Raw genomic sequence first — 23,636 nt, forward strand, 5'->3', positions numbered from 1 at the left:
AGGACAAATTGGGCTTGTGGAAATAAAATTTCTACAATCTGTATTTCAAAAAAATCTCTTCTAAGTCTTCTTGCGCACAAGTAAATTCTAGAACAGAAATTCCTGCTGCGATAAGAGACCTTAATAACTCTACTCTATCCGCTTCTGCCCCTAAAAACCCAACTTTGAGACCATTTTTCTCTGGAATGTCTGACCATTCTGTCACCGAAGGATTATTTTTGAGTTCTTTTTTCAGTACTGTCAAATCTCCCAAAATGCTGATCATCAAATATTGATTGGACAAACGAGCATAAATATCAGTCAAAGATGCAGTTTCTACTAAAAAACCAAACTCCATAATCCCGATAGAAGTGCATAGTTCGGCCAGGTCACTCAATACATGGGAAGAAATTAATACTGTCATGCCCGCTTCCTGTAGAACCTTAATAATCTCGCGAAACTGCATCCGCGCGATCGGATCTAAACCAGACACAGGTTCATCCAATAATAAGATTATTGGTTCATGAATAATGGTTCTGGCTAAACTCAATCTTTGTCTCATGCCCCGAGAAAGAGTGGCAATTTTGCTTTTATGCTTATGCTCTAATTGGATTAACTCTAATACTTCATAAAGGCGACGACGGCGACGCTGCGGTGTTAGGCGGTAGAGTCTGGCAAAATAATCGAGATAATCCCAAACTGTCAGTTCATCGTATAAAGGATAATCATCCGGTAGATAACCAATATGCTGCTTGAGCATTGCACTACTGCTATCGAGGAGCAGGCGATCGCCATTTAAATAGATTTCGCCACAACTAGGCTCCATTGCCGCAGCTAGCATTTTGATTAATGTCGTCTTTCCTGCCCCATTGGCTCCAATGAGGCCAAAAACTTCCCCAGCCTGAATCTCTAGGTCAACGTCATTAACCGCAATCTGATCTTCAAACTTTTTCGTTAAACCATAAGTCGCGATCGCCTTAAACATTAAGTATTACATTGTGTAGTCAATCTCAATTCTGCGCGATTTCTTCAATTCTGTCGAGGCGAATTTTTGACCCGTCGCTAACTTGACACCAATCAGCACCATCAAGAGCATAGAGACCGATTATTTGACCTCTGACATGGGCAAACTGACCTTCTTCATCAATATAAGTGAGGCAACATTCTTTTTTTTGAGAGAGAATCTTTGCTAAATGATCATTTAAATCACAGCTTATGGGTTTATAGTTTAAATCACAGCTTTCAGGGGTATGGTCACTCATTATTATTGTTGCTCGGTATTTTTGTTGACAAAAATCAATGAGGCTTGCAAAAGTTGTCCTGAAATCATCAAAAACTTTTTTACGGAGAAAATTAATTACAAAATTAACCGTACTCAATTAATTCATTGTCATCCTAACGCAATTTTATTAACAAAAAGTAAAGTTTTCCTGGCCACCTATTTTTTTAAAACCTTAGTTAAAGTTAAAACACGGCTTTTTAGTAACTATTTGTTAGCAAATGTTAGTAAAATTTGAATAAAAGTATCACACAACGCTAAGAACTAATAATTTTTTCCCGATTTGACGAGGAAAGCATTTTCTGGTCATTATTATCTTATAAGTTGAAGCTATAATTTCTATAACTATTAATTATTCCATATAAGATAAACATTTACCTAGTTCTGTGCTCCTGCAGAGTGGCTTGACAGATTTTATTTGTCGAATGCACACCAGGAGAAAAACACTCGTTAGATTTAACTACAATTATACTTAGGAAGATTGCTAGAGTGACTCAAAATTTAAAGCACTACTATTATAAGACTTTAGGATTGGAGCCAGGAGCTTCCCTTGATGAAATCAATCAAGCTTATAAAGACTTGGCATTTATTTGGCATCCAGATCGTCTTCCTCAGGATAATCAAAGATTGATTGAAAAGTCAGCAGCGAAGTTGAAAGAGATCAATCAAGCTCGGGACTTTTTGCGATCGCTAAGCCATAAGGAAACGGTTACTTCTCGAACCACTGAGTCTAAATCCTACTCCCAAGCTACTAAAAATCAGAAGTCGCCTTTTTCGAGGGAACGTCGCAATACTTATTCCTATTCTAGCTATCATCAACAAAATAGAGCTGCTTCCAGCAATGGCAGAAATGCCAAAAGCAATACTAGCAGTAGTAGCAGAAATGCAACTAGCAATCGCAGTTACTCTGGCAACGGCAATTATCACAGTAATCGTAGTTACACTAGCAATAGTAATTATTACAGTAAAACCAGCAGCAACAATAGAAATACGAACAACAATAGCAGTTCTTCTGGCAATAGCAAGAACTCTCACTACAGACCTTACTACAAAGACCTCGCAGGAGCTGATATGAGTGGGGCCAATCTGAAGGAAAAAGATCTATCGGGGAGAAATTTAAAACAAGCAAATCTTTCCCATGCAGATTTGACAGATGGTTTCCTCCATAAAATCGTCTTAGAGGATGCAAACTTAAAAGGAGCTAATTTGTTTCGTGCCAATTTATTGGGCGCCAATCTTCGAAATGCTAATTTACAAGAAGCTAATCTTATTGGTGCAGACTTGAGCGGTGCAGATTTAAGTGGTGCTAATTTGAGTGGCGCAAAAATTGGCTTCGGCAAGAAAATTATGGTCAAATTAACTGGGGCAAAACTGACAGGGACAATTCTACCTAATGGTAATGTTCATTAAAGTAGTTGTGTGAAACTAATTATCTAGTCAAGAGAGGTTTTAGGGGTTAGGTTTTAGGTTTTAGGTCAAAAATGGTAAATGTAAATGTAAATGTAAGTGTAATTATTCCTGCTTACAATGGCGATCGCTATATTGAAGGCGCGATCGCTAGTGTCTTGGCACAGACTTATTCTGATTACGAACTAATCATTGTTGATGATGGCTCTACTGACGAGACGGCTCAGGTGATCAAAAGCTATGGCGATCGCATTAACTATATCTATCAACCAAATCAAGGAGTTGCCCAAGCCAGAAATACGGGATTAGCAGCAGCCCAGGGCAAATATATTGCCTTTTTGGATCAGGATGATTTCTTTTATCCCGAAAAATTGGCTTCTCAAATGCAGCTTATGGAGCAAAAACCCAATTTGGGGATGATTGGCAGTGGTTGGGAAATTGTTAATTCTCAAGGAGCGGCGATCGATATTGTGCGACCCTGGGATGAAAATCGGGAATTAAATATTAAGGATATCATAATCTGGAAACCAGTTTTTCTTGGTGCTATGTTATTTAGTCATGCATGGTTAAAACAAACTCATGGTTTCGATCCGAGGTTAGAACAAACACCAGATGTGGATTTAGTTTTACGTTTAGCGGCGATCGCTTGCCCTGCCTATTGGCTCAAAGATATTACGGTGGGTTATCGTCAACATGAACGCAATGCTTCGGGGAATACGCTGTTGCAAGCAGAAGAATTGAACTCAATGTTAGAAAGATTTTTTAGCGATCGCAACTTACAACCCCAGGTCAAAGCACTGGAACCGTCTTCTCGTTATCAAAGTCTGGTTTGGAGTTCTTGGCGACTTTATAGCACAGGAAATATTACTGCAATGGCCGATTATTTGGCTAAATCTTGCAACTTTAGTAATAAGCCCCCTACGCAAACAGTTATGCATTGGATAAAATCTTTTAAGAGCCTTTCGGAACAATATGGGGAAACTATTGATATTGCCGGTCTTTGTCAGTCTCCAGAATGGCAGAATCTGATTAAAAATTATGTTTTTTAGACTAAGCATTCAGGTGGTTCTATTGGGATAAAGCCATTTAGAAAATAATCGGGTCATTCTTGGCATAATCACAAAGGTCATCATTAAAACCATAATTGCGCTAGTTATCAGAATTCTTAATAAGAACGGTAATGAGGTTAATAATGGAATCAAAGTGAAATTAGTCAATATTTTAATGGGCACGATAGTCAATAAAATGATTGTGGCCATTTTGTGACGTGGCGGTGGAGTTGAAGATTTTGCTGATTGTAAAGTAAACCAAGTTTCTAAACCAGTAAGTATTTGAACTGTTGGTTTTTCCAAACACAAACTTTCTGCCCGTGCTAACCATTGACGACGACATTCCGATTCTTGCCAGATTCGGAGATTACTAGCGCGATCGAATTTGAAAACAATTTTATATTCATTGTCTTCAGGAGTACGGGGACGGGAAATATTTACGCCCAAATGCCCTTCAAAAGTTGCGGCAGCGGAAGTGATACCAGAAATAAATTCTTCAAAAGCTGCTTTACATTCAGGTTGAACTTTCCGTGAAATAACTACAGTGACAGGAGGATCAAGAGTATCGAGCTTTTCGTTCATATTAGAAGTTTAGTAAGATATTAAAAACCCGTACTTAATTGGTACGGATCTCGCATGGTTTCCATTAAGCATCATAACTAGAAGCGTTGAAATTTCCCACTTCTAAGGGCTGCTGTGCATAGGGCAGACCTAAAATCGGGGGGAGGTTGCAGCTTTTCAGTCACTGAGCCGCTAAAATAGCATTCCCTGCTAGTCATTTTATTTTCCAAACATTATGAAAATTACAGCGGTTTGCATAACTAATTGGGACAACTCATCTTCTTGAACCGAATGATCTTTAGACTTTAAATTTTTCTTGTCACAGACTGACACGCAAACCGCTGTAGAACCCTAACAGATCATGTTCAAATTTTTTTATCCTACAGAAAGAGTAATTTGCCAGTCTATCTCTTCTAATTTTTCAAAGGAATAGTTCAGTTGACCACGTCTGCCAAAATCTATAGTGTAAAAATTTCTTTTAGGTACTTGAATAATATCAAACTTAAAAACGCAAATCATAGAAGAATAAGAACTGCTTTCAGGATGACTACCAGAACCTGTTTGACCAGTAGCAATAATGGTTCCTCTATCATCTTTAACTGTTATTGACATGCCTGAATCAATATCATTATATCCTCCCGTACCATAACAGGTGTCGTCATATCCTCCTAATTTACTATCTATCAACCTAATACTTCCATTAATACTATACAGAGGAGATTTCGCAATTACTAAAGTTACAAACTCTCCTTGTTTTATTGGTGTTTCTGGAGATGGATTTTGAGTTAAGACCTGTCCCTCAGGTACATCGGCTATTTCTTTTTCAACTGTTTTGACTTGTAAACCTTGACCTACTAAGACACCTTTAGCATAACCAAGTTCTTCTCCTGTTACTGAAGCAACTTTAATCTTTCCGCAGCTATTCAATAGGATTAACAGAGGAATAATAACGCTTATACTTATTTTTCTAATTATGGGCAAGAATAAATATCATTTACTAAGAGCTAGAAAACTACTTAATAAATTTATACTGTAAGCTTATCTAACAAGCTGTGATTTCAGTTAAATGATTTTTAATTTTTACTTAATTTATTCAAAATTCTCAAGATATGTATTTTTACTGACTAAGTTACCTATCCTAATTGGGAAATATATATAAGTATTCAAATCTACTTTGATTGATAAAAGGCAAATAACCATAAAACTACAATATAGGAATCTGGTAATTTTTTCTAAAGATCTATCTTGTCAAATAAAACAATGAGCAAAACAAAAAAAAATCGAGCAAATTCAAAACAATATAAATTCTTTCACGATATCTTGAGCATTGACATGTTGCAAGTTATAGCTTTCTCCCTTATGCTAACAATCTTTATATATGGAGTGAGTCTTGTATTCATCAACTCTTACATCGGAGATTTATTGTATAAACGTGGTTTTACTCAATATATTGTTGTTTTAATGGCCAGCAGTGTCATAGTTTTTACTTTATTAAAATTCATAAAAATTAGTTCTGAATGGGAAAAATTATCCAAAAATTTAATTCCTGAACATATTAATTTTGAAAATCCGAATTCTTATGAGCTTGCTAATCTTCAAAAAAACTTAAATCAAAATAAAAGTTTTATTGCTATTCGTTGTAGTAGAGTCCTAGCTTCTTTTATTAATGGAGAAAATAGAACAGCAGTGGCAGAATTTATCTCGGATGACTCTTCATTTTATACTGCTGCTTCTGCATCTTCTTATGTCTTGCCTCGAATTTTGATATGGGCAATTCCAATTATGGGCTTTGTTGGAACTGTCGTAGGGATTAGTTCAGCAGTCAATGGATTTACTAGTTTTTTAGGCAGAGCTGAAGAAATTGAGCAAATAAAAGAAGGAATTGGATTTGTAACTAGTGGCTTAGCAGTTGCCTTCGATACAACTCTTTTAGCATTATTGCTTAGCGTATTGATTATGCTTCCTCTCGTCGCAGTGGAACGTTTTGAATCGCGATTACTATTAGCAGTTGATATTTATCTTAACGATCACTTGCTTTTAAAACTAAAGAATAAAATACAGAACCCAGTCGAACAATTAACTACTAATTCTGGTCAAAATTTTATTGAGGAAGTAATAAAAATTGAAGAAGCAAATATTCAGCTGATAGAGCAAATTGAATTAACCACCAAAGGTTTAGAAAATAAATTAGTTACCATAAAAAATTTACAGCAAAGTTTAAATAATGACTCAAAATTTCTAGGTTCATCATCTCAGTTAGATAGAATTTTAGAACGAGTAAGCGATAATCTTGAACAACTTGAACCTGTTCTTAAAGAATTAAGTCTACCTCGCCGTCTTATACTAGTTGAAGAAAAAAATAATATACAATAATAATGCATTACCGCCCTACTTCCTCTTCCTCAGAAATAGAATTATTTCCTTTTCTTTCTGTTTTATTTTGTACTATTGGGACTTTAATTTTAATAATTATTCTATTGGTTACTCAGACTGCTGGCAAGACAAAAAAAGTAAATATTATTGCTAAAAAAAGTAGTTCAATAACACAAAATAAAATACCTCGCTATATTGAATGCCAAAGTGATGGTGTTATTATTCATCCTGGTAAAGAGTTTATTTCAATTGACAATCTTAAGCAGAAAAGTTCAGATTTTGATGAGTTTCTTTCCAACATAAAAGCTCAAGAAACAGAGTACCTCATTGTCGCTATTAGACCAGATGGCGTTGAAATATTTAAAGAGATTAGAGAAGTAATTGAGTCAAAGAATATTGATATTGGCTATGAGCCAATAAATCAAGACTGGGAACTAACCATCAAATAGAAATAATTTATGAAAACTAGGAAATATTTAAATCAAACTCAGCAAAGCCAGAATTTGGACTCTTTTTTAGATGTTCTTACTAATACAGTAGGAGTGCTAGTATTTATTTGCTTATTTGTATATCTTGTTACTGCTCAAGCGACAACAACAATTAGAACTCCTGTTGTTACTAAAAGTGAAAAAAAAGCTCGTTTTTTTGAGGTGCGCAATCAAAGGGTCAATTATCTTTATGATGAGGAAATTGATCGCCAACTTAAAAATTTAGTCTCTTCTTTGCCTACTTGTTATAAACCTGATATTCCAGATCATATCAGCCTTGGTTTATATGATTACTACTTAGATAAAATTCGAGATTATCGTTCTTGTACAGAAAAAAAAATTGCAACAATAGAAAACTTTCAGACTACCAACAAATATTATTCTGTTGCAATAGTGGGGCAATCCATAGTTTATGAACCCAAGAGCTCAGTTAAAGGAGAAACTTCAGTCGAATTGAGCAAAAATAATTCTGAGTTCAAAAAAATACTCGATAACATAAATCCTGAAACCGAATTTTTGGCTTTTATTGTCAAGGCTGATAGTTATGAAACTTTTAGAGCAGCTAGGCAAGAAGCTTGGAATAGAGGGCTAGATGTAGGCTGGGAGCCTCAAACAGTAGATGCAGAAATTGCATTTCGGATATTTGGTTCTGGAGGTAGAACCATTAGTATTCAATAAAGAGTTAACTAATTAATAGATCGTTTATAAACTCTGCAAGTTAACCTAATATTAAACTCAAAAATTACATAATTTGAAGTACTATTATCTACTTTAATTAAAGCAATTTTTTTACAAAATTTATGCTCTATATAGTATTATTTCCATAATCGCGAAACGTTGGCCTTCAGTTGACCGCATTTCCAGCTAACCAACCTGTCGTCCAAGCACTTTGAAAATTGAACCCACCCGTAACCCCATCTATATCCAAAACTTCTCCTGCAAAATAAAGACCAGGACAAATCTTACTCTCCATGGTCTTAAAATTAATCTCTTTAAGATTCACTCCCCCACAAGTCACAAACTCTTCCTTGAAAACTCCTTTCCCCGTGATTTGATATTTCCCTTGAACTAATTCTAGAACTAATTTATTTAATTCTTTTTTACTTAATTCCGACCAAACTTTTTCTGGTTTAATCCCTATATAATTTACTAAATTTTGCCAGAATCTTTTAGGAATTGAAAAAGGACAATAGGTAATAACTTTTTTCTTCGGCATCGAAGATTTGATCTTAGTTAACTCTTGTTTCAGAGTTTCTTGATTATATTGAGGCAGTAAATTAATCTCTAGAGGCAAATTATATTTATGGTCATGCAATACTCTAGCTCCCCAAGCCGATAACTTGAGAATCACAGGAGCACTCAGACCCCAATGAGTAACTAACAAAGGCCCTGTTTGTTCGAGTTTAATTTTGCCTGTACCAAGTAACTTAACTTTGGTATCAACAACCGTCACTCCCGCTAAGCCTTGTAACCTGGAATCTTTAATGCCAAAGGTAAATAGAGAAGGGACAGGTGGCTCGATATTATGTCCTAATTGTTTTGCCCAACGATAACCAGATGGATTACTACCCGTGGCAATTAAAACCGAGTTACAAGTTAAAACTTCGCCATTTTTTAAAATAACTTGCCAGCCGCGATCGCGAGCCTTTTTAACAGATTTAACAACTGTTCTCGTTCGTAAACCAACTCCTGCTTGCTCTGCGGCTTTGAGCAAACAATTAACAATTGTGGCCGAATCATCCGTAATCGGAAACATTCGCCCATCGGCTTCAGTTTTTAATTTTACTCCGCGAGATTCAAACCATTTGACGGTATCCTGCGGTTGAAATCGACTAAAAGCACCTCTTAATGCCTTACTGCCTCTCGGATAATTTTGAATTAATTTTGCAGGCTCAAAACAATGATGGGTCACATTACAACGACCGCCACCAGAAATCCGAACCTTTGCTAAAAGTTGACTCCCAGCCTCCAAGATAGTGACCTTTGCCAGAGGATTATTCGCGGCACAGGCGATCGCACCGAAAAAACCGGCTGCCCCACCACCAATCACAATAAGATCACTATCCCGCTGATTTACCATCTAAACTGTAACCACTGCCTCTTCTGGTTCTTTTTTGGTTGCTAAATAAGCCGCAAGTTGCGCATTGATCTTATCGCGCACAATTTGCCGATATTCTGTGAAATGCTCGATATTAGCGCAAGATACGAAATAAAGAGGTACCAGACTAGGGCTGCGAAGAAAAATTCTAATAATGTTGTACCAAAATTTCCAACGAGTCGAACGGACAATTCCTTGTCGCCAACAAATAGTTAGCAGTGCTTTAAGAGTTTTAAAATCTATGCTGCGCTTACTAGAATGTTTAGGTGCTCCTAATTTGAGGTAATAGCGATAGGTGCGATCGAGAAATCGCGCTGGATCATACAATGCCCAAAACCCATTGACATATTCTCGGGCAATCTCTTCAATCGGTCTAGTGGGCACAAAGTTCATCAGGGTAGTTTGGTTAATATTTGCCCCTTGATTCAATAATCTGCCTTCTTTTTCTAAGCGATGCCATAATGCTGTATTGGGTAAGGCTTGCAACATACTAAACATTGCCATGGGAATCCCAGTTTGTTCAACGAACTGGACAATGCGATCGCCAGCTCCCGACTTTTCATTATCAAAACCAATAATAAAACCTGCCATAACTTGCAATCCGGTTCTGGTGATTTTATCTACCGACTCAGTTAAAGGATCACGAGTATTTTGATATTTTTGCGTCAAGGCAAGACTCGCCTCATCAGGAGTTTCAATTCCCAGAAAGACTTTTTTGAAACTGCAATCTACCATCAATTCCATCAATTCGGGGTCGTTGGCCAAATCAACAGAAGCTTCGGTATCAAAACTAAAAGGATAATCCTTTTCCTTCATCCAAACTCTTAATTCTTTGAGTAGTATTTTAACATTGCGCTTGTTGCCAATGAAGTTATCATCCACCATGAAAACTCCGCCTCGCCAGCCCAAATTATAGATAAATTCCAATTCCGCTATGATTTGTTTCGGCTCTTTAGTTCGAGGTTTGCGACCGTAGAGGACGATGATATCGCAGAATTCACATTGAAAAGGACAACCACGAGAAAACTGCACCGACATATTGTCGTAGGCATCCAACTCCAACAAATCGTAGCGAGGAATCGGAGTTTCCGTTACCGCAGCTTTTTCTTCACTACGAAAGACGCCTTGCTTTGCCCCTTGGTTGAAGGCTTCAACAAAAAGGGGAATCGTAATTTCCCCCTCATCCAAAATCAAATACTCAGCCATTGCCACTTCATCAGGTAAAGATGTGGCATAAGGCCCGCCCACTGCTACAGGAAGACCATGAGCTTGAGCTTCTTGGATTCCAGCAATCATATCGGTTTTTTGGACAATCATCCCCGAAATGATCACCAGCTCGGCCCATTCCCACTCTGCGTCTGTCACTGAGCGGACATTGCGGTCTACTAGCTTATATTCCCATTCTTTAGGAAAAATTGAGGCGACAGTGATTAATCCCAAAGGAGGCAATAAGGCTTTGCAGTCTACTAAAGCCAGAGTTTTTTCAAAAGACCAAAAACTTTGAGGGAATAGGGGATATAGTAATAAAGCTCGCATAAAGGTATTTGATCTATATCAAATTACATATTTGGGACAATTCTACCCTCAACTGGATAAAATCTCAGGATAATTAATTTTTTTGTCCTTTATTTCAGGATTTTGGGCTGAAATCATTAGCGCGATCGGCGCGGAAGTCAAGAGTCAAGAGTCAAGAGTCAAAAGTCATAGGCTTGAGCGTTTACTAATGTCCTAATCCGTTGATCACTAATGACTTAATGTCAGACAAACTTATTCATCATCCTATGTCAGAAAATTGAGGAATTCATTTAATATATATTGAACGGGAATATCAATGGGTTTTATCAGTCATCAATGACCAATTATAATTATATTCAGCTAAGTATTTGGGTTAGAATTTAGTGTGGATAAAAGATCTACAAAAATGTCATCTCTCTATAATCGCGATTTTAATCTCTGGATACAAAAGACTGTATCGAATTTAAAAAATAAGGATATGGGTGTGATCGATTGGGAAAATTTAATCGATGAAATTGAAGGTATGGGCAAAAGCGATCGCCGTGCTTTACGAAGCTATTTAGAAAGATTAATCGAACATTTGCTTAAGTTAAAATACTGGGATGCAGAACGAGATCGCTGTAAGCGGGGTTGGAAAATAGAAATTCTAGAGTTTAGATCTCGTATTGAGAGAATTTTGGATGATAGTCCTAGCTTAAAAAATTATTTGACGGAAATTTATCCTAAAGCTCATCGATTGGCGGTGGCTAGAATGTCGATTCTGTTTGATTTACCTAATGAGGCTTCGATTTCAGAAGCTTTTGCTCTATCTGACAACTTTAGTGATAAATTCTAACTGTCGGTTCGCTTATTTTTCTGAGCCATTCATAATTATTATGATTACAATGGCGAAAAAGCTTATATTATAAGGTCTTCAGGGGATATAGTGATTTTAGTTATTAGCGATCGCATTGAAAGCAGGATTCTTCGTTGCTGTATACAGGTCAAAATATCTTTAAAAGCTTATAGCCTATGGCTTATAGCTTATGGCTTTCAATATAATCTGTGAATTTTTTAATCCACACCAGGCGTATTATACAGTTTAGTAATAATGCTAAGTAGTTTCCCTAAAAGGCATTAACATGCGCGATTCAATTTCCGACCAAGTTCTTCGCGATACTTTGACTGCTGCTTTTTCACATTCGACCATCAGCAGATTGGCATAGAAGTAATTATCTAATGCTCTTAGTTCTTGCTCGGTTAAATCCACCATTTCGGGAGTGAGATGAAAAGCTTTGAGCCAGGTTTTAATCATTTTTTGCGCAAAAGCTTGACGGATTTCCCTTGCGGCCGAATCATTTGGGATTTGCTGTTTAAGTTCTTCTGTTTTCCTGATTAACAGAGGATAGTTCACGTCTCGATAAATTTGAAATTTTTCTGACCATTTAATATATCTAGTAAACTGTTTAATAGCGTAAGCGAGAGCGTTAGCGAGAGCGTTAGCGTTAGCGAGAGCGTTAGCGTAAGCGTTAGCGAGAGCGTAAGCGTAAGCGTTAGCGAGAGCGTTAGCGTAAGCGTTAGCGTTAGCGAGAGCGTAAGCGTAAGCGTTAGCGAGAGCGTAAGCGTAAGCGTTAGCGTTAGCGTTAGCGAGAGCGTAAGCGTTAGCGAGAGCGAGAGCGTAAGCGTTAGCGAGAGCGATCGCCCTTTTCCCTAGGGGTTGAATATCACCTGATGAATTATCTGCTATTCTTTTAGTCCATTCTAGAAGTTGATGTAATTTGTCAGTATTGATGAGCTTTTGAGTCTCCTCCTCCATAGAGACTAAGAAATTACTAGCATCATTTTTTAGACCAGCAACCAGCAAGAATACCTCTTTCCAGCGTTTATCAGTTAGATTTTGAGTAATTAATTGCTGAACGAGACTATCATCCTCATTGATATATAAAGCAGTCAAATATTCCTGTAAAGTGAGATGGGAAAAAGAATAAACATCCTCGGCACGTTGCACAAAAATGCCTTGTTGAGCTGCGATCGCATTAAGAATTTTCTTGCCATCTAAATATTTAGGATTATCAACCGTATCCGCTAAAAAATCATTTATCGATTTAATTATCTCTTGCTCATCAAAGAATAATTCGTCATTTTTGAAACCTTTATAAGCAATTTCTGCCAGCATTACCTTCTCTAAATCGGTATGCAATCCTTCATAAATAGGTTCTTGATTGATGCGTTTTTCTGCTGCCCATTCATCTAACAAAATATCTAAAGCCTTGTTATAAAGACGACTACGAGTGGGCGGAAAGCTTTGTTTACGGTTATAAACCAAACAGAGAAAAGTTAATAACAATGGGGTTTGGGCTAATTCTTTGGCTGCTTTGTTGTTCTCGTTGTCGAGAGTCTCCCAACATTTTTTAGCGGTTTCGGTTTGTCTGTCGAGTTCGGTACTAAACCAATTAGTAATAAATTGCTTGATTTGAGCGTCATCAAAGTCCGCTAGCTGAATAACTTGGAAATCATGTTGGAAGTTACTACGGTATGCGGCAATGCGACAGGAAGCGATAAAGCGATTTTTCTCGTAGCGTGTCACCAAATTATCGATCGCATTCATCACCGAGTTGGTAAATTCGTTGGGAACTTCGTCCAAGCCATCGAGCAAAACCATCAATTTCCCTGTTTCTAGAGCTTTAAGGGCAAATTCTTTTGATGGAGGAAACCCAAAATGTTGAAATTCTTCGGCGATCGCGCTAATTAAATCAACTTCCTTATTAGCAAATTGCTTTAACTCCAGCATTACAGGAATGCAGTCGTGCAGAAACACTTTTCTATCTTCGTTAAAAGCTTCTAACCCCAAGCGCCGGAGAAAAGTAGATTTTCCTCCTCCAGGGTTACCCAAAACCATCAAATATTTATGGCGATCAGCTACGGTGAGACCGTCTTCGGGGCGACATTCTCTTTGCTGAAATCTACGCTGGTTGCTTTGGCGATAAATGTCTTCGAGATCTGCGATCGTTTCAAATTGCCGAATACTTGAATCATTAAGAACCCGAACGGGAGTATATACCGATTCTAATGCTATTCCTTGAGGCATTCCCAATAGTTTCAGCAAACCATACTTGCTTTGATATTTGTCTGCGTATTTTTTAAATGCTTGGGCCGCTTGATGCTTATCGCTAATAACTTTAACAACACTGCCGCCTACATTCTTAGCAATCTCAAAGAGAGTCCCTGTCATGCTTCTGGCAAAAGGGGCTTCAAAAGTATCGATCGCGCCACCACTTAAATATTCCTCTGGAGTCATAACAGTTCGCTTGCTCTAAAGATTAGGGTTTTTCCTCGCTATTGATCGTTAGTTTAAGCTCTAATTGGTTTTGACTCTGAAAATTAAACTAATTTTTTAGCAAAATTATCGCGATCGCCTATGAATTTTATAGTTTCATAAACGCGATCGGCAAACTGTATGTCTGCGTTAGTTAGGGTCATGCTAAAGAATCTATATCTTGATATTGATTCCAGGTCACTCTTTCAACAACATCATTCGGCTGAATATTATAAGCATCACATATACGTTCTAGAACCCTTATTGAAGGCAAATGTTGGGGATTATTGTATAGCCCATAAGCTGTTGTTTGAGCTACACCCGTGTCTTTTCTAAATTGATAGACGCTAATTCCTCTAGCATCTACCAGCGATTTTACTTTATTGATCATTGGCATTTAGTAATAATACTATCAACACAATATACCAAAAAAAAATGATATTACCAATTTATTGATATTGTCAACAATATGGTAATGTATGAACACAACAAAAGACGGCTCTGTCTGCAAAACTAACCGCCTTTTGAATTCACCCCTAATCAAGAGGATTCTTATGACTCAATTCTATCAAATAACCCTCGAAAAAGCGATCGCAGATTATCGACTAGGCAAACTAACCACCTTTGGCCTAGTAGACTATTACCTCAAAATCAAATTTGCCCCAGGCTGGAAAATATCCATCGATCCCAGAAAAGCGATCGAAGAGCTGGGAATCACCATTCATCAATTCCGCAGGGCGATCGCCAAAATCAAAGAAACAATTGCGATCAACCTCAAAACTACCTTTCAAATAGTCGGTGAAATGCCCGCTGAAAATGGGAACACGCCAAACGTTAATCGAGTAACACCTCGCGTCAACGAAGTCACGCCTGGTGTAAATCATGTCACGCCAAGCGCGAATCGTGATCGGCAAACCCCCAATAAAAACAAGGCTTCCAGCGATTCCCCAGATACTAGATCAAATACAAATCATATTCCTCTCTCTAAAATCGAGCAAATTCCGGCAGAAGAAAGAGAGAAATTTTTGATTTTTGCTAATCAGAAAGTAGACGAACTCCCAACACGCCCCACTTTGCCCAAAAGATGGATTACCGCTAATTTTGATGAGTTGTATTCAGAATGGAAAAAACAAGCCGTTCCTGAAGTACAAAAAGCGACAAAAGACAAACGATTCGCTGAATGGTATGACCTGATGCATCAGCTTGGGCATGTGACTGGACAAAGAACCGAAAACGGCGTGCAGCTGGTTCAAGTCGTTGGTACTGGATGGATTGAGTACGAACGCAAAGCCAAATCTTGGACACTCGAATATTTGAAAAAATGCGTGTCGGGTAAATGAATAACTATCCTCAACTTTCGCCGCTCAAGCTGCGGGAAGAAGCCCAACCAGGATATCAAGCAGAATCTTGGCAGCCGACTTGGAACTGTTTTTGTTGCCATGACACAGGTTTTGTACAATATTCACTAGTTAAAAAGATTATTAAGAATTATGTACCAGACAGACATAAACCAGTTGAATGTAACGCTAGTAGCTGTAATATACGTTTAGGAGAAACGCTCTATGAGACCAACACTTTAGATCGAAGATTTGACCCTGAGATTTGCGATCGCCTAGACGCAGAAGAACGTCAGATCTGGAAAAAATGGCGTCACGAAAAGCATAGGAAGCGACTAGAATCATTAGAGTTAAATTGCACTAAAAATCTTCGGGCTAGAAGTAGAACTCAAGAAGAACAGTTTGAGGTGGAACGCAGACATCAAGAGATGAGGAATAACTATTGAAAAGGGGAATAAAGCGATCGCGATCCTGAGGCTTAGTTTACCCACTATTATTGGTTAGATATGAGTTAAAGTTTCTCATGAGCATCTGACTAATCTCGTCGCGCGATCGCCACACTAATGACTCAATCAATAAGAAGATTTGCAATATAATTTACATCAGTTATTAAAAAGTAATCAGCATAGTGGAAAAGTCTATTCATCATGAATTTTATCTGTGTTAATCTGCGTTCATCTGTGGACAATATTTAATTAAGTAACAGATATATTGATTATTAGATTTAATGTGATAAAAACCAGAGTTATTAGATTGTGATTGTTATGCATATAGAAGCACTGGAATTAGAAAATTTTCGAGGCTTTAATAAAATATTCTTAGAAAAGATACCAAAAAAATTAGTTATAATTGTTGGGATTAATGGTGCTGGAAAATCTAGTATCCTAGATGCAATTTCTTGTTTTTTATCCTACATAATTTATTGCCTGAATCCAGAAAAGAATCTTATTAATGTACCTAAATTATTGGAAGATAAAGATATTAACAATGAAAGTTTATTCACGAAATTACAAATAAAAACTAATTTTGGTTATTGTCAAATTCACAAAAAAAAGGGAACTCAATGGCAAGACACTACAGTAAGTGAGAATTCACATGCTGATCTCAAAAAACACCTTGTATTCATACAAAAAAGTTGGCAAGAAAATTCTCAATATAATATTCCCTTATTCGTTTATTATCCTGTTAATCGCAAAGTTGCTAATATATCTTTAGAAACTCCTAAGAAAGATTATTCCAGACAAATTGATGCTTATTCTCAAGGAAGAAAAGGATTAGTTATTGATTTTAGTGGCTTTTTCCAGTGGTTTCGACAAAGAGAAGATATCGAAAATGAATTCAGGCTAAATCAAGACAATAATTATCGCGACAAACAATTAGAAACTGTGAGAAATGCGATTTTGCAGTTAATGCCTAATTTTACCAGTTTTAGAGTTAGAAGATCTCCCCCACCCTTAAGCTTAACGTTAATAAAAAATGGAGAATCCTTAGTAATAAACCAACTTTCTGATGGAGAAAAATCTTTAATCGCAATGATCGGAGATTTAGCAAAAAGATTAGTAATCGCAAACCCTAGTTTAGATGATCCTTTAGAGGGAGAAGGTATAGTACTAATCGATGAAATTGAACTGCATTTACATCCTCAATGGCAAAGAGAAATTATTCCCAAATTACTAACTATTTTTCCTAATTGTCAGTTTTTTATTACTACCCATTCTCCTCAAGTCTTAAGTAATGTTCAAAAAGAAAGTATTTTTATTTTAGAGGATTTCAAAGTCTTAGCAGAGACTCCCCATAGTTATGGTAGAGACAGTAATTCCATTTTGTATGATTTATTTAATGTTCCTAATCGCCCGCAACATACCCAGGAAATTATTGATAAAATGTTTGATTTGATGAAAAATGAAGATAAGTATAGTCTTAGTGAAGCGAAAGAATTATTGAGAGAATTAGAAGCTAGTTTAGGGGAAGAAGACACAGAAATTATTAGAGCAAAAACTCATTTAGACTTTGTGGAGAGTTTCAATGAAATTGATTAAAAAAAAATCAAAAGACAAATTCTCTAACTCAGTATATAAAACAAAACAAAAATAATGCCAACTATAAAGATTTAGATAAACAAACCAAAGAAGATTTAAAAAAATCTCTACTAAAAGAACAAGGATATATTTGTTGTTATTGTATGAAGCCTATCTCTCAAGATAAAATGAGGATTGAACATTGGACACCTCAAAGTGATCCTCTCTTAGTACAAAATACCCAGTTGACACTAGAATATTCCAATTTACTTGCTGCCTGCCAAGGTGGTGAAGGAGGATTCAAAGCTCAATATCATTGTGATAAAAGCAAGGAGAATGATTTGATAACTATACATCCTCAAGATAGAATTAATTTGCCTTTTCAACAAGGTAAATCTAGCGGCATTAGTTGTGAAAAATTAGTTAGGTTTAATTTGGGTAACGGCAAGATTTCCTCAGATAACAAAGTAATAAACCAAGAACTTAATGAAATTCTATGTTTAAACAATCAAAATTTAAAAGAGGCAAGAATTATAGTACTAAAAGAGTTTCAAGAGCTCCTGAACAAAAAATACCCTGGAGAGTGGAAAAAAGATACTTTAGAAAAATGGTTGGAAGTTTATTCTAGTAAATCTAATGGCAAATATAAACCCTATTGTCGAGTAATAATAAGTTTTTTAGAAGAACGCCTAAAAAAAACATAACAAATAATAATTTCTGACTCTTCAGAAACTAAAAAATCAACAAAATGGACTAAAGGTTTTGCTATCATTAATTTCTATTCTTTATTCCCGGGGTATTTTTTCCTTCTGCCCTCTGCCCTCTGCCCTCTGCCTTCACCCCGTCAGGGGCTCTTGAACAAAGGCTATAGTAATTGAAAAGCTACTATAAGGATATCTAGTTGTGTTGTCTATCAAAGAATTGCTAGAACTTGAGCTATTTCGTCAGCTTCCCGAATCTCGCCTCACTTGGATATGCGATCGCGCAGCAGAAATCAAGCTGAAAAAAGGAGATATTTTAGTTGAAGAAGGTGACCCGCACCGAGGATTTATGATTCTACTCGCTGGGACGATGGATGTTACCCGATTGAGTGAAGGAATCCAGATGCCGATTGGCAAACACCAAGCTCCGGCTTTTTTTGGGGAAATTCAGATTCTCTCGGACGATTCTGTCCCGGTAACAGTAAAAGCCTTGGCGGATTGTCGTATTTACGAAATTAACCCAGAAGATTTTCTGGTAACCCTACACGAATGTCGTGACTTCGAAAGAATTATCTTTAAGACTATGCAAAAACGTCTTAGGGGATTAGAATCATTCATCAGAAATCGCGAAAAAATGGCTGCATTAGGGACCTTAGCTGCAGGGTTAGCTCACGAACTTAACAATCCTGCGGCGGCGGTAGTTCGTTCCCTCAAAGCCGTTACTCCGGCCATCTTAGAACTAGAAAGAATGAATCTAGTTTATGGACAGCGCAATGTCGAGGACGACCATACCGAACAATGGTTTCAAGCTAGAGAGGATGGTTATGATTTTCTGCTCAATCATCGTTTAGAACCATTAACCCTCATGGATCGCGAAGATATATTGCTTGACTGGTTAGAAAATTATGGGGTCAAGGATGCTGGAAAACTAGTCGCGCCCTTGGCCACTGCAAATATTCAAACTCAGCTTTTAGATGAGCTCACAGCAAGATGGCATGACGACCCGACAGAGTTGAGGGATATGGGCATACGCTGGCTAGCATTATCATTTGATGTCATGATGATGATCCAATCTGGGTTACGAGGTGCAGAAAGAGTATCTGAATTGGTTCAGTCGATGCGTTCCTATTCTCATTTAGACCGAGGTGCGAAGCAAATGGTCGATGTTCATCAAGGGCTCGAAGATACGCTACAACTTTTGTCCCACAAATTAAAGCAAGGTATTAAAGTCAATCGTGTTTACGATCCGACTCTCCCTCAAATACCAGCCTATGGGAGCGAACTAAATCAAGTTTGGACAAATTTAATTGACAATGCGATCGCTGCCATCGACGGAACAGGGATAATTGAAATCAGAACCATGAATAAACATGATTGCCTTGTGATAAAACTCATTGATTCTGGGGCCGGTATTCCCTCAGAAATTCAATCCCGCATTTTTGAACCGTTTTTTACGACTAAAACAGTAGGCAAAGGTTCTGGTTTAGGTTTAGATGTTGTCAGAAAAATTGTGGAAAATCGTCATCGTGGGACAATCTCAATCGCATCGGAACCAGGAAAAACCTGTTTTAAAATCTCTTTGCCCAAAAAAACAGAACAACAGACTAATTAGATTACCAATAACTAACTTTTATATGAGTCAAAAATTGTTTCCATTTTTGAGCAGGGCGATCATAAAAAGTAAAGATATCACCATAGGCTACATTGGCATTTTTATGATGCAACCAATGTATTTCAGGAGTAGTAATAAATAGCAACTGACATAACCAAGAAATTGCTTTAGGAGTTTGCCAATTAATAGCAGAAACATGTCGCCAGATGACATGTAATTCTCCCAGGATTATGCTCAAAATAGTTCCTGCGGGAGAAATTTGCCAGCCAAGAGGCAAAAAAATAAAATATGGCAAAGCACCCAAGAATCCATCTAAAAGGACTAAAGGGTTTTTGGTAAGTACTGCATAATGAATAAAACTGCGATTTTTTCCGTGATGAACAATGCCATGAAACTTGCCGAAAACATGTTCTGGAACATGATATAAAAACGTAGACAAAAAATCGCCAATTAACAACAATAACCAAGCGACTAAAACAATTTTAATTATTAGCATGACCAACTCCTCATCTACTGGAGCAATGCTAATTATTTAAAGTTAAGAATATTTTGTTGTTTATTTAAGTTTTAAATATTTTTAGTATATTAAAATGTTAATTAATTGTGATTTTAATATATACTTTACTTTATCTTAAATTAGCCAGGGTTTGCCCTTTGCGATAGTCCAAGCTCAAAAAAGAGTGCAGATAAAAGAAGACACCTCGCTATACTCGAAGGATTAGCCGTGGGAGGATGTCATATGCCAGAGGATTTGAGTAACCTGCAAATTATCAACAACTTTTACATTAGTCTTGACGAACAAAGAATCTCCCGTCACAGAACTATTCCGCAACAGGTTAACTTTGATTTTAATTCGGAAAATTTATCTGCGATCGCAAGAATGCAGGTTAACCATAATTCTCTATCTTTCGATTCTGGTCTTATGGCTAATTTAAGATATTATAGTCTTCTGCAATGCCATAACATAATGCGATCGGGCCTAACTTTTACCAGCTATTATTGCCAAGCTGAAAAAAAAGTAGCAGTTATCAGTAGTAACATTTCAGTTCAAGGTCAAATATCTCAGCAAATTCGTCAAGACTTTCTCGTTAATCTTTCTTTACTAGAAACAATCACTAAAGCTCATTACTGGTCTATCGAGCAAATACTCAAGCAATTACCATTTAACTATCAGAGAAAAAACTCTTTACTATCCTGGATTTTAGCTTTATTAATTACTTTTGTGCTGGCAATCCTAGTATTTTATGTTTTGTCTAGCATGTTTTTTACTCAGGAGATCGCTGCAATTATCACTTCGCTGATCGCCATTATTACAATTTTGTTACTCATTAAATTTAGTATTCAAACTTATATTAAAAAATTTCTGTTCAAATTAATTCTAGAACAATTATTATTTGGCTTTTTTTCCCATAACACTGCCAGAAGAGAGTTCAGCATAGCTCTTATGGAATACTTCAGTTAACTAGCACTTTAAATCTTTAATCTTTAATTTTTAATCTTTAATTTTTAATTAAAATGAGGTTATCCACACTAGTATTTCTTTGATAATCTGCAAAAATAAATGTAGTTACTCAAAAATTGATTCTCAAATATGAAAGTATCAATCACCTCAATCTATAACTGGTATCGTGACACTCTTCGCAATCCCAAATATCGTTGGTGGATTGTGTTAGGAACTTTAGCTTATCTCATCAGTCCGTTTGACATTTCTCCCGATTTTATTCCTATCGGAGGACAAATAGATGACTTAGTAATATTAACCTTGTTAGTTTCAGAATTATCTCAATTAATTCTGGATGGATTTAAATCTCGTAGTGAAAGTAAGTCGGCAGATGTTAATTTAGATTCGGAGGAAGTCAAAACTGTAGACGTGGAAGTAGAGACAGTTTAGATCTGAAAGGATGAGGGATTTTTGAGGGATGAGGGATGAAGGATGAAGGATGAGGAATGAAAAAATGCTAATTCCCGATCTTCAACCCCTACATTATTAAGAGATTACCACGGTAATTTACTACCATCCCAAGAGAAGAATTCTCCACTGTCAGCTAGTTTTAAATTTGACATAACTTCCAATAATAAATTGACGGTTTTTTCCACAGGAAATAATTTTTCAGGTGGAACATTTTTTTGAAAAGGTTGGGAAAGACGAGTAGCAGTTGTCCCAGGATGCAAAGCCACGACAATAGTTTTGGGACAACGACGACTGTATTCAATAGATATCGTTTTTAAAAACATATTCAAGGCTGCTTTAGAAGCACGATAACCATACCAGCCCCCTAAGCGATTGTCCCCAATACTACCAACTTTCGCCGAAATACTAGCAAAGATACTGCCTTCTTTATGTCGCAACAGTTTCATTAAATGCTTGGCAAGTAAAACTGCCCCAATACTATTAACCTGAAAATAACTTAGTAGATTTTCTGAGTTGATTTGCCGCAAACTTTTTTCTGGTTGCAATTCGCCTCGGTGGAGCATGCCGACACAATATATAACCAGATGTATTTTTTTTATTTCTGCACTAATTGCCTCGATACCCTGAGTAATGGATGATTCATTAGTGATATCTATTTCTAGACAAGTTAATTTATTAGGATGATCAGCAGCCAAGCTTAATAATTCAGTTGCCGTTTCACTATTGCGATAAGTAGCATAGATTTTGGCTACTTGACTATCTGACAAAATTTGCCTGACAAAACCTAGACCAATCCCTTGGTTAGCTCCGATGATTAAAACATTAGAATGCTTGGGAATATAATCGATTGTGTGCATTATTTGATGAATTCGTCCTAAAAACTGATTTAAGACTTCCGCGAGGATGTCATTAGGGAGAGTGAGCAAATTGCGAACATCTTCATTTTGCGTAAGTCCTCATAACTTATAACGCATTTTGATAGGCAATTACCGCTCATCATTAAGAGCGAAGCCTGACAATCAATCCTATAGAGAGATAACATATTGTTATATTAAGTCTTCAATTATAAGTAATTCCTGTTTACTAAAGTAGCTAAAAAATCTTTTCTAATTTTCTAATAAATTGATAATGAGAAGTTTAAATCAACTAAAAACTAAAATCGAGAAGAAAGCTCAAAGAGTTACTAAAAAAGTTACCAAAATAGTTAATAATCGCTCTATAAAGAGAGGGAAATACATGAGTGAACATGATAAAGTCGTTTTCGATCTCAAAGGCTATATCGTCAAACCAGCCGTATTAAGTGACACTGAAGTCAAGGTACTTCGGGATTTCGTTTTGCGTCAAAAGAATGAGCCAGAATCTTTAAAGCCTCATGAGCGCCAGCTACCTGGAGGCCCCTTTGCCAATCTGATCGATCATCCTGTGGTCATGGATATTTTATTAAATGTGATTGACCCAGATCCTGACAAAATTCGTCTAGAGAATGTTTTTCTAAGTCATCGCGAGATGGGGGAAAGTGAATGGAACCCGCATGCTGGAGGACATACTACTAATCCTAACTATGCTTACAATTTTCATGATGGGCGCATTTATGCTGGGATGACGCGAGTAGTTTGGGAACTGAACGAGGTCAAGCAAGATCAAGGTGGTACTTGTTTTATTCCCGGTAGCCATAAAGCTAACTATAATATTCGCACCAATCCCCTTGCCAGTATTGATGCTAGAGATTCAGGGCTTTGGGAAAGTTATAGTTGCCCCCCTGGTTCTTTAATTGTTTTCTCTGAGGCGGTACGTCATTCAGGGGATATTTGGCGAAACCCTGATAATCCACGCATGGCAATTTTTTGCGCTTACAACCATATCAATGTTCGTCACCACAAACCTGATATTCCAGCCGAAGTTATAGATAACCTAGCACCTAAACACCAACGTTTTTTCAGAGATGTCTATCATCCTTTATTTGATCAATGAAGGCAGAGGGCAGCGGTGCGACCCCGCGCCTTTAAAAGGCG

General features: G+C 36.9%; 24 protein-coding genes. 14 read left to right on the forward strand and 10 right to left on the reverse strand.

Translation table 11 applies throughout. The features are described 5' to 3' along the window. Positions 1-31: 31 nt before the first annotated feature. Together XEN7305_RS23330 and XEN7305_RS23335 are read right to left on the reverse strand one after the other, a co-directional pair. A complete protein-coding gene (locus XEN7305_RS23330; protein ID WP_006512002.1) occupies positions 32-964 on the reverse strand; it encodes an ABC transporter ATP-binding protein in 933 nt (310 codons plus the stop codon). A 25-nt stretch (positions 965-989) separates the two neighbouring features. Next, the gene (locus XEN7305_RS23335) at positions 990-1,241 is read right to left on the reverse strand and encodes a hypothetical protein (protein WP_006512003.1); all 252 of its coding nucleotides are present in this window, start codon (positions 1,239-1,241) and stop codon (positions 990-992) included. A gap of 506 nt (positions 1,242-1,747) precedes the next feature. On the opposite strand from XEN7305_RS23335, the gene XEN7305_RS23345 reads away from it, so the two are divergent. Then, the gene (locus XEN7305_RS23345; RefSeq protein WP_006512004.1) at positions 1,748-2,668 is read left to right on the forward strand and encodes a pentapeptide repeat-containing protein; all 921 of its coding nucleotides are present in this window, start codon (positions 1,748-1,750) and stop codon (positions 2,666-2,668) included. A 71-nt stretch (positions 2,669-2,739) separates the two neighbouring features. After that, on the forward strand, positions 2,740-3,714 hold the full coding sequence (locus tag XEN7305_RS23350) for a glycosyltransferase family A protein (RefSeq protein ID WP_006512005.1): 975 nt from the start codon (positions 2,740-2,742) through the stop codon (positions 3,712-3,714). A 9-nt stretch (positions 3,715-3,723) separates the two neighbouring features. Here the strand turns inward: XEN7305_RS23350 and XEN7305_RS23355 are convergent, their stop codons facing one another. Together XEN7305_RS23355 and XEN7305_RS23360 are read right to left on the reverse strand one after the other, a co-directional pair. After that, positions 3,724-4,296 carry an antibiotic biosynthesis monooxygenase gene (locus tag XEN7305_RS23355; RefSeq protein ID WP_006512006.1) on the reverse strand — a complete coding sequence of 191 codons (573 nt, stop codon included), beginning with the start codon at positions 4,294-4,296 and terminating at the stop codon, positions 3,724-3,726. 354 nt (positions 4,297-4,650) lie between these two features. Continuing rightward, positions 4,651-5,202 (reverse strand): PASTA domain-containing protein, encoded by a 552-nt coding sequence (locus tag XEN7305_RS23360; RefSeq protein ID WP_040899340.1) that lies wholly within the window; start codon positions 5,200-5,202, stop codon positions 4,651-4,653. 333 nt (positions 5,203-5,535) lie between these two features. Here XEN7305_RS23360 and XEN7305_RS23365 point away from each other — a divergent pair, with 333 nt between their 5' ends. The 3 genes from XEN7305_RS23365 (at position 5,536) to XEN7305_RS23375 (ending at position 7,814) form a co-directional block, all read left to right on the forward strand. Beyond that, positions 5,536-6,648 (forward strand): MotA/TolQ/ExbB proton channel family protein, encoded by a 1,113-nt coding sequence (locus tag XEN7305_RS23365; protein ID WP_006512008.1) that lies wholly within the window; start codon positions 5,536-5,538, stop codon positions 6,646-6,648. Positions 6,649-6,752: 104 nt separating this feature from the next. After that, the gene (locus XEN7305_RS23370; RefSeq protein ID WP_238569032.1) at positions 6,753-7,097 is read left to right on the forward strand and encodes a hypothetical protein; all 345 of its coding nucleotides are present in this window, start codon (positions 6,753-6,755) and stop codon (positions 7,095-7,097) included. Between the two features lie 9 nt (positions 7,098-7,106). After that, the gene (locus tag XEN7305_RS23375; RefSeq protein ID WP_006512010.1) at positions 7,107-7,814 is read left to right on the forward strand and encodes a hypothetical protein; all 708 of its coding nucleotides are present in this window, start codon (positions 7,107-7,109) and stop codon (positions 7,812-7,814) included. 166 nt (positions 7,815-7,980) lie between these two features. Here the strand turns inward: XEN7305_RS23375 and XEN7305_RS23380 are convergent, their stop codons facing one another. Continuing rightward, on the reverse strand, positions 7,981-9,216 hold the full coding sequence (locus tag XEN7305_RS23380) for an NAD(P)/FAD-dependent oxidoreductase (protein ID WP_006512011.1): 1,236 nt from the start codon (positions 9,214-9,216) through the stop codon (positions 7,981-7,983). Next, positions 9,217-10,770, reverse strand: a complete 1,554-nt coding sequence (locus XEN7305_RS23385; protein WP_006512012.1) for a B12-binding domain-containing radical SAM protein — start codon at positions 10,768-10,770, stop codon at positions 9,217-9,219. A 385-nt stretch (positions 10,771-11,155) separates the two neighbouring features. Here XEN7305_RS23385 and XEN7305_RS23390 point away from each other — a divergent pair, with 385 nt between their 5' ends. Further along, positions 11,156-11,584, forward strand: a complete 429-nt coding sequence (locus XEN7305_RS23390; RefSeq protein ID WP_006512013.1) for a DUF29 domain-containing protein — start codon at positions 11,156-11,158, stop codon at positions 11,582-11,584. A gap of 258 nt (positions 11,585-11,842) precedes the next feature. On the opposite strand, the gene XEN7305_RS23395 is transcribed toward XEN7305_RS23390, so the two are convergent. Beyond that, on the reverse strand, positions 11,843-14,026 hold the full coding sequence (locus XEN7305_RS23395; RefSeq protein ID WP_006512014.1) for an NACHT domain-containing NTPase: 2,184 nt from the start codon (positions 14,024-14,026) through the stop codon (positions 11,843-11,845). 178 nt (positions 14,027-14,204) lie between these two features. Beyond that, positions 14,205-14,441 (reverse strand): helix-turn-helix transcriptional regulator, encoded by a 237-nt coding sequence (locus tag XEN7305_RS23400; RefSeq protein ID WP_006512016.1) that lies wholly within the window; start codon positions 14,439-14,441, stop codon positions 14,205-14,207. A 157-nt stretch (positions 14,442-14,598) separates the two neighbouring features. Here XEN7305_RS23400 and XEN7305_RS23405 point away from each other — a divergent pair, with 157 nt between their 5' ends. From XEN7305_RS23405 to XEN7305_RS23425, 5 genes are all read left to right on the forward strand, one after another. Next, on the forward strand, positions 14,599-15,384 hold the full coding sequence (locus tag XEN7305_RS23405; protein ID WP_006512017.1) for a hypothetical protein: 786 nt from the start codon (positions 14,599-14,601) through the stop codon (positions 15,382-15,384). Further along, positions 15,381-15,827 carry a hypothetical protein gene (locus XEN7305_RS23410; protein WP_006512018.1) on the forward strand — a complete coding sequence of 149 codons (447 nt, stop codon included), beginning with the start codon at positions 15,381-15,383 and terminating at the stop codon, positions 15,825-15,827. Before XEN7305_RS23405 ends, XEN7305_RS23410 begins: the two co-directional genes overlap by 4 nt. 318 nt (positions 15,828-16,145) lie before the next feature. Then, entirely contained in the window at positions 16,146-17,420 is a 1,275-nt protein-coding gene (locus XEN7305_RS23415; RefSeq protein ID WP_006512019.1) for an AAA family ATPase, read from the forward strand. Positions 17,421-17,455: 35 nt separating this feature from the next. After that, positions 17,456-18,103: a retron system putative HNH endonuclease gene (locus tag XEN7305_RS23420; RefSeq protein ID WP_071591388.1), complete on the forward strand. Its 648-nt coding sequence runs from the start codon at positions 17,456-17,458 to the stop codon at positions 18,101-18,103. A gap of 199 nt (positions 18,104-18,302) precedes the next feature. Beyond that, positions 18,303-19,712, forward strand: a complete 1,410-nt coding sequence (locus tag XEN7305_RS23425; protein WP_006512022.1) for an ATP-binding protein — start codon at positions 18,303-18,305, stop codon at positions 19,710-19,712. 1 nt (position 19,713) lies between these two features. Here the strand turns inward: XEN7305_RS23425 and XEN7305_RS23430 are convergent, their stop codons facing one another. Next, positions 19,714-20,208 (reverse strand): sterol desaturase family protein, encoded by a 495-nt coding sequence (locus tag XEN7305_RS23430; protein ID WP_006512023.1) that lies wholly within the window; start codon positions 20,206-20,208, stop codon positions 19,714-19,716. 243 nt (positions 20,209-20,451) lie between these two features. On the opposite strand from XEN7305_RS23430, the gene XEN7305_RS23435 reads away from it, so the two are divergent. Together XEN7305_RS23435 and XEN7305_RS23440 are read left to right on the forward strand one after the other, a co-directional pair. Next, complete coding sequence (locus XEN7305_RS23435; protein WP_006512024.1) at positions 20,452-21,174, forward strand: hypothetical protein; 723 nt, start codon at positions 20,452-20,454, stop codon at positions 21,172-21,174. Between the two features lie 129 nt (positions 21,175-21,303). Continuing rightward, positions 21,304-21,603, forward strand: a complete 300-nt coding sequence (locus XEN7305_RS23440; RefSeq protein WP_006512025.1) for a YkvA family protein — start codon at positions 21,304-21,306, stop codon at positions 21,601-21,603. Positions 21,604-21,707: 104 nt separating this feature from the next. Here XEN7305_RS23440 and XEN7305_RS23445 read toward each other — a convergent pair whose 3' ends face one another. Continuing rightward, positions 21,708-22,481: an SDR family NAD(P)-dependent oxidoreductase gene (locus tag XEN7305_RS23445; RefSeq protein WP_006512026.1), complete on the reverse strand. Its 774-nt coding sequence runs from the start codon at positions 22,479-22,481 to the stop codon at positions 21,708-21,710. A gap of 271 nt (positions 22,482-22,752) precedes the next feature. On the opposite strand from XEN7305_RS23445, the gene XEN7305_RS23450 reads away from it, so the two are divergent. Next, on the forward strand, positions 22,753-23,595 hold the full coding sequence (locus XEN7305_RS23450; RefSeq protein WP_006512027.1) for a phytanoyl-CoA dioxygenase family protein: 843 nt from the start codon (positions 22,753-22,755) through the stop codon (positions 23,593-23,595). Positions 23,596-23,636 lie beyond the last annotated feature (41 nt).

Source organism: Xenococcus sp. PCC 7305 (assembly GCF_000332055.1).
Taxonomy (GTDB): Bacteria; Cyanobacteriota; Cyanobacteriia; order Cyanobacteriales; family Xenococcaceae; genus Xenococcus.

Coding starts and splice junctions, on each gene's coding strand:
- XEN7305_RS23330 (WP_006512002.1), bottom strand. CDS start 964: ATGTTTAAGGCGATCGCGACTTATGGTTTAACGAAAAAGTTTGAAGAT.
- XEN7305_RS23335 (WP_006512003.1), bottom strand. CDS start 1,241: ATGAGTGACCATACCCCTGAAAGCTGTGATTTAAACTATAAACCCATA.
- XEN7305_RS23350 (WP_006512005.1), top strand. CDS start 2,740: ATGGTAAATGTAAATGTAAATGTAAGTGTAATTATTCCTGCTTACAAT.
- XEN7305_RS23355 (WP_006512006.1), bottom strand. CDS start 4,296: ATGAACGAAAAGCTCGATACTCTTGATCCTCCTGTCACTGTAGTTATT.
- XEN7305_RS23365 (WP_006512008.1), top strand. CDS start 5,536: ATGAGCAAAACAAAAAAAAATCGAGCAAATTCAAAACAATATAAATTC.
- XEN7305_RS23375 (WP_006512010.1), top strand. CDS start 7,107: ATGAAAACTAGGAAATATTTAAATCAAACTCAGCAAAGCCAGAATTTG.
- XEN7305_RS23380 (WP_006512011.1), bottom strand. CDS start 9,216: ATGGTAAATCAGCGGGATAGTGATCTTATTGTGATTGGTGGTGGGGCA.
- XEN7305_RS23385 (WP_006512012.1), bottom strand. CDS start 10,770: ATGCGAGCTTTATTACTATATCCCCTATTCCCTCAAAGTTTTTGGTCT.
- XEN7305_RS23390 (WP_006512013.1), top strand. CDS start 11,156: ATGTCATCTCTCTATAATCGCGATTTTAATCTCTGGATACAAAAGACT.
- XEN7305_RS23395 (WP_006512014.1), bottom strand. CDS start 14,026: ATGACTCCAGAGGAATATTTAAGTGGTGGCGCGATCGATACTTTTGAA.
- XEN7305_RS23400 (WP_006512016.1), bottom strand. CDS start 14,441: ATGCCAATGATCAATAAAGTAAAATCGCTGGTAGATGCTAGAGGAATT.
- XEN7305_RS23405 (WP_006512017.1), top strand. CDS start 14,599: ATGACTCAATTCTATCAAATAACCCTCGAAAAAGCGATCGCAGATTAT.
- XEN7305_RS23410 (WP_006512018.1), top strand. CDS start 15,381: ATGAATAACTATCCTCAACTTTCGCCGCTCAAGCTGCGGGAAGAAGCC.
- XEN7305_RS23415 (WP_006512019.1), top strand. CDS start 16,146: ATGCATATAGAAGCACTGGAATTAGAAAATTTTCGAGGCTTTAATAAA.
- XEN7305_RS23430 (WP_006512023.1), bottom strand. CDS start 20,208: ATGCTAATAATTAAAATTGTTTTAGTCGCTTGGTTATTGTTGTTAATT.
- XEN7305_RS23435 (WP_006512024.1), top strand. CDS start 20,452: ATGCCAGAGGATTTGAGTAACCTGCAAATTATCAACAACTTTTACATT.
- XEN7305_RS23440 (WP_006512025.1), top strand. CDS start 21,304: ATGAAAGTATCAATCACCTCAATCTATAACTGGTATCGTGACACTCTT.
- XEN7305_RS23445 (WP_006512026.1), bottom strand. CDS start 22,481: ATGCACACAATCGATTATATTCCCAAGCATTCTAATGTTTTAATCATC.
- XEN7305_RS23450 (WP_006512027.1), top strand. CDS start 22,753: ATGAGAAGTTTAAATCAACTAAAAACTAAAATCGAGAAGAAAGCTCAA.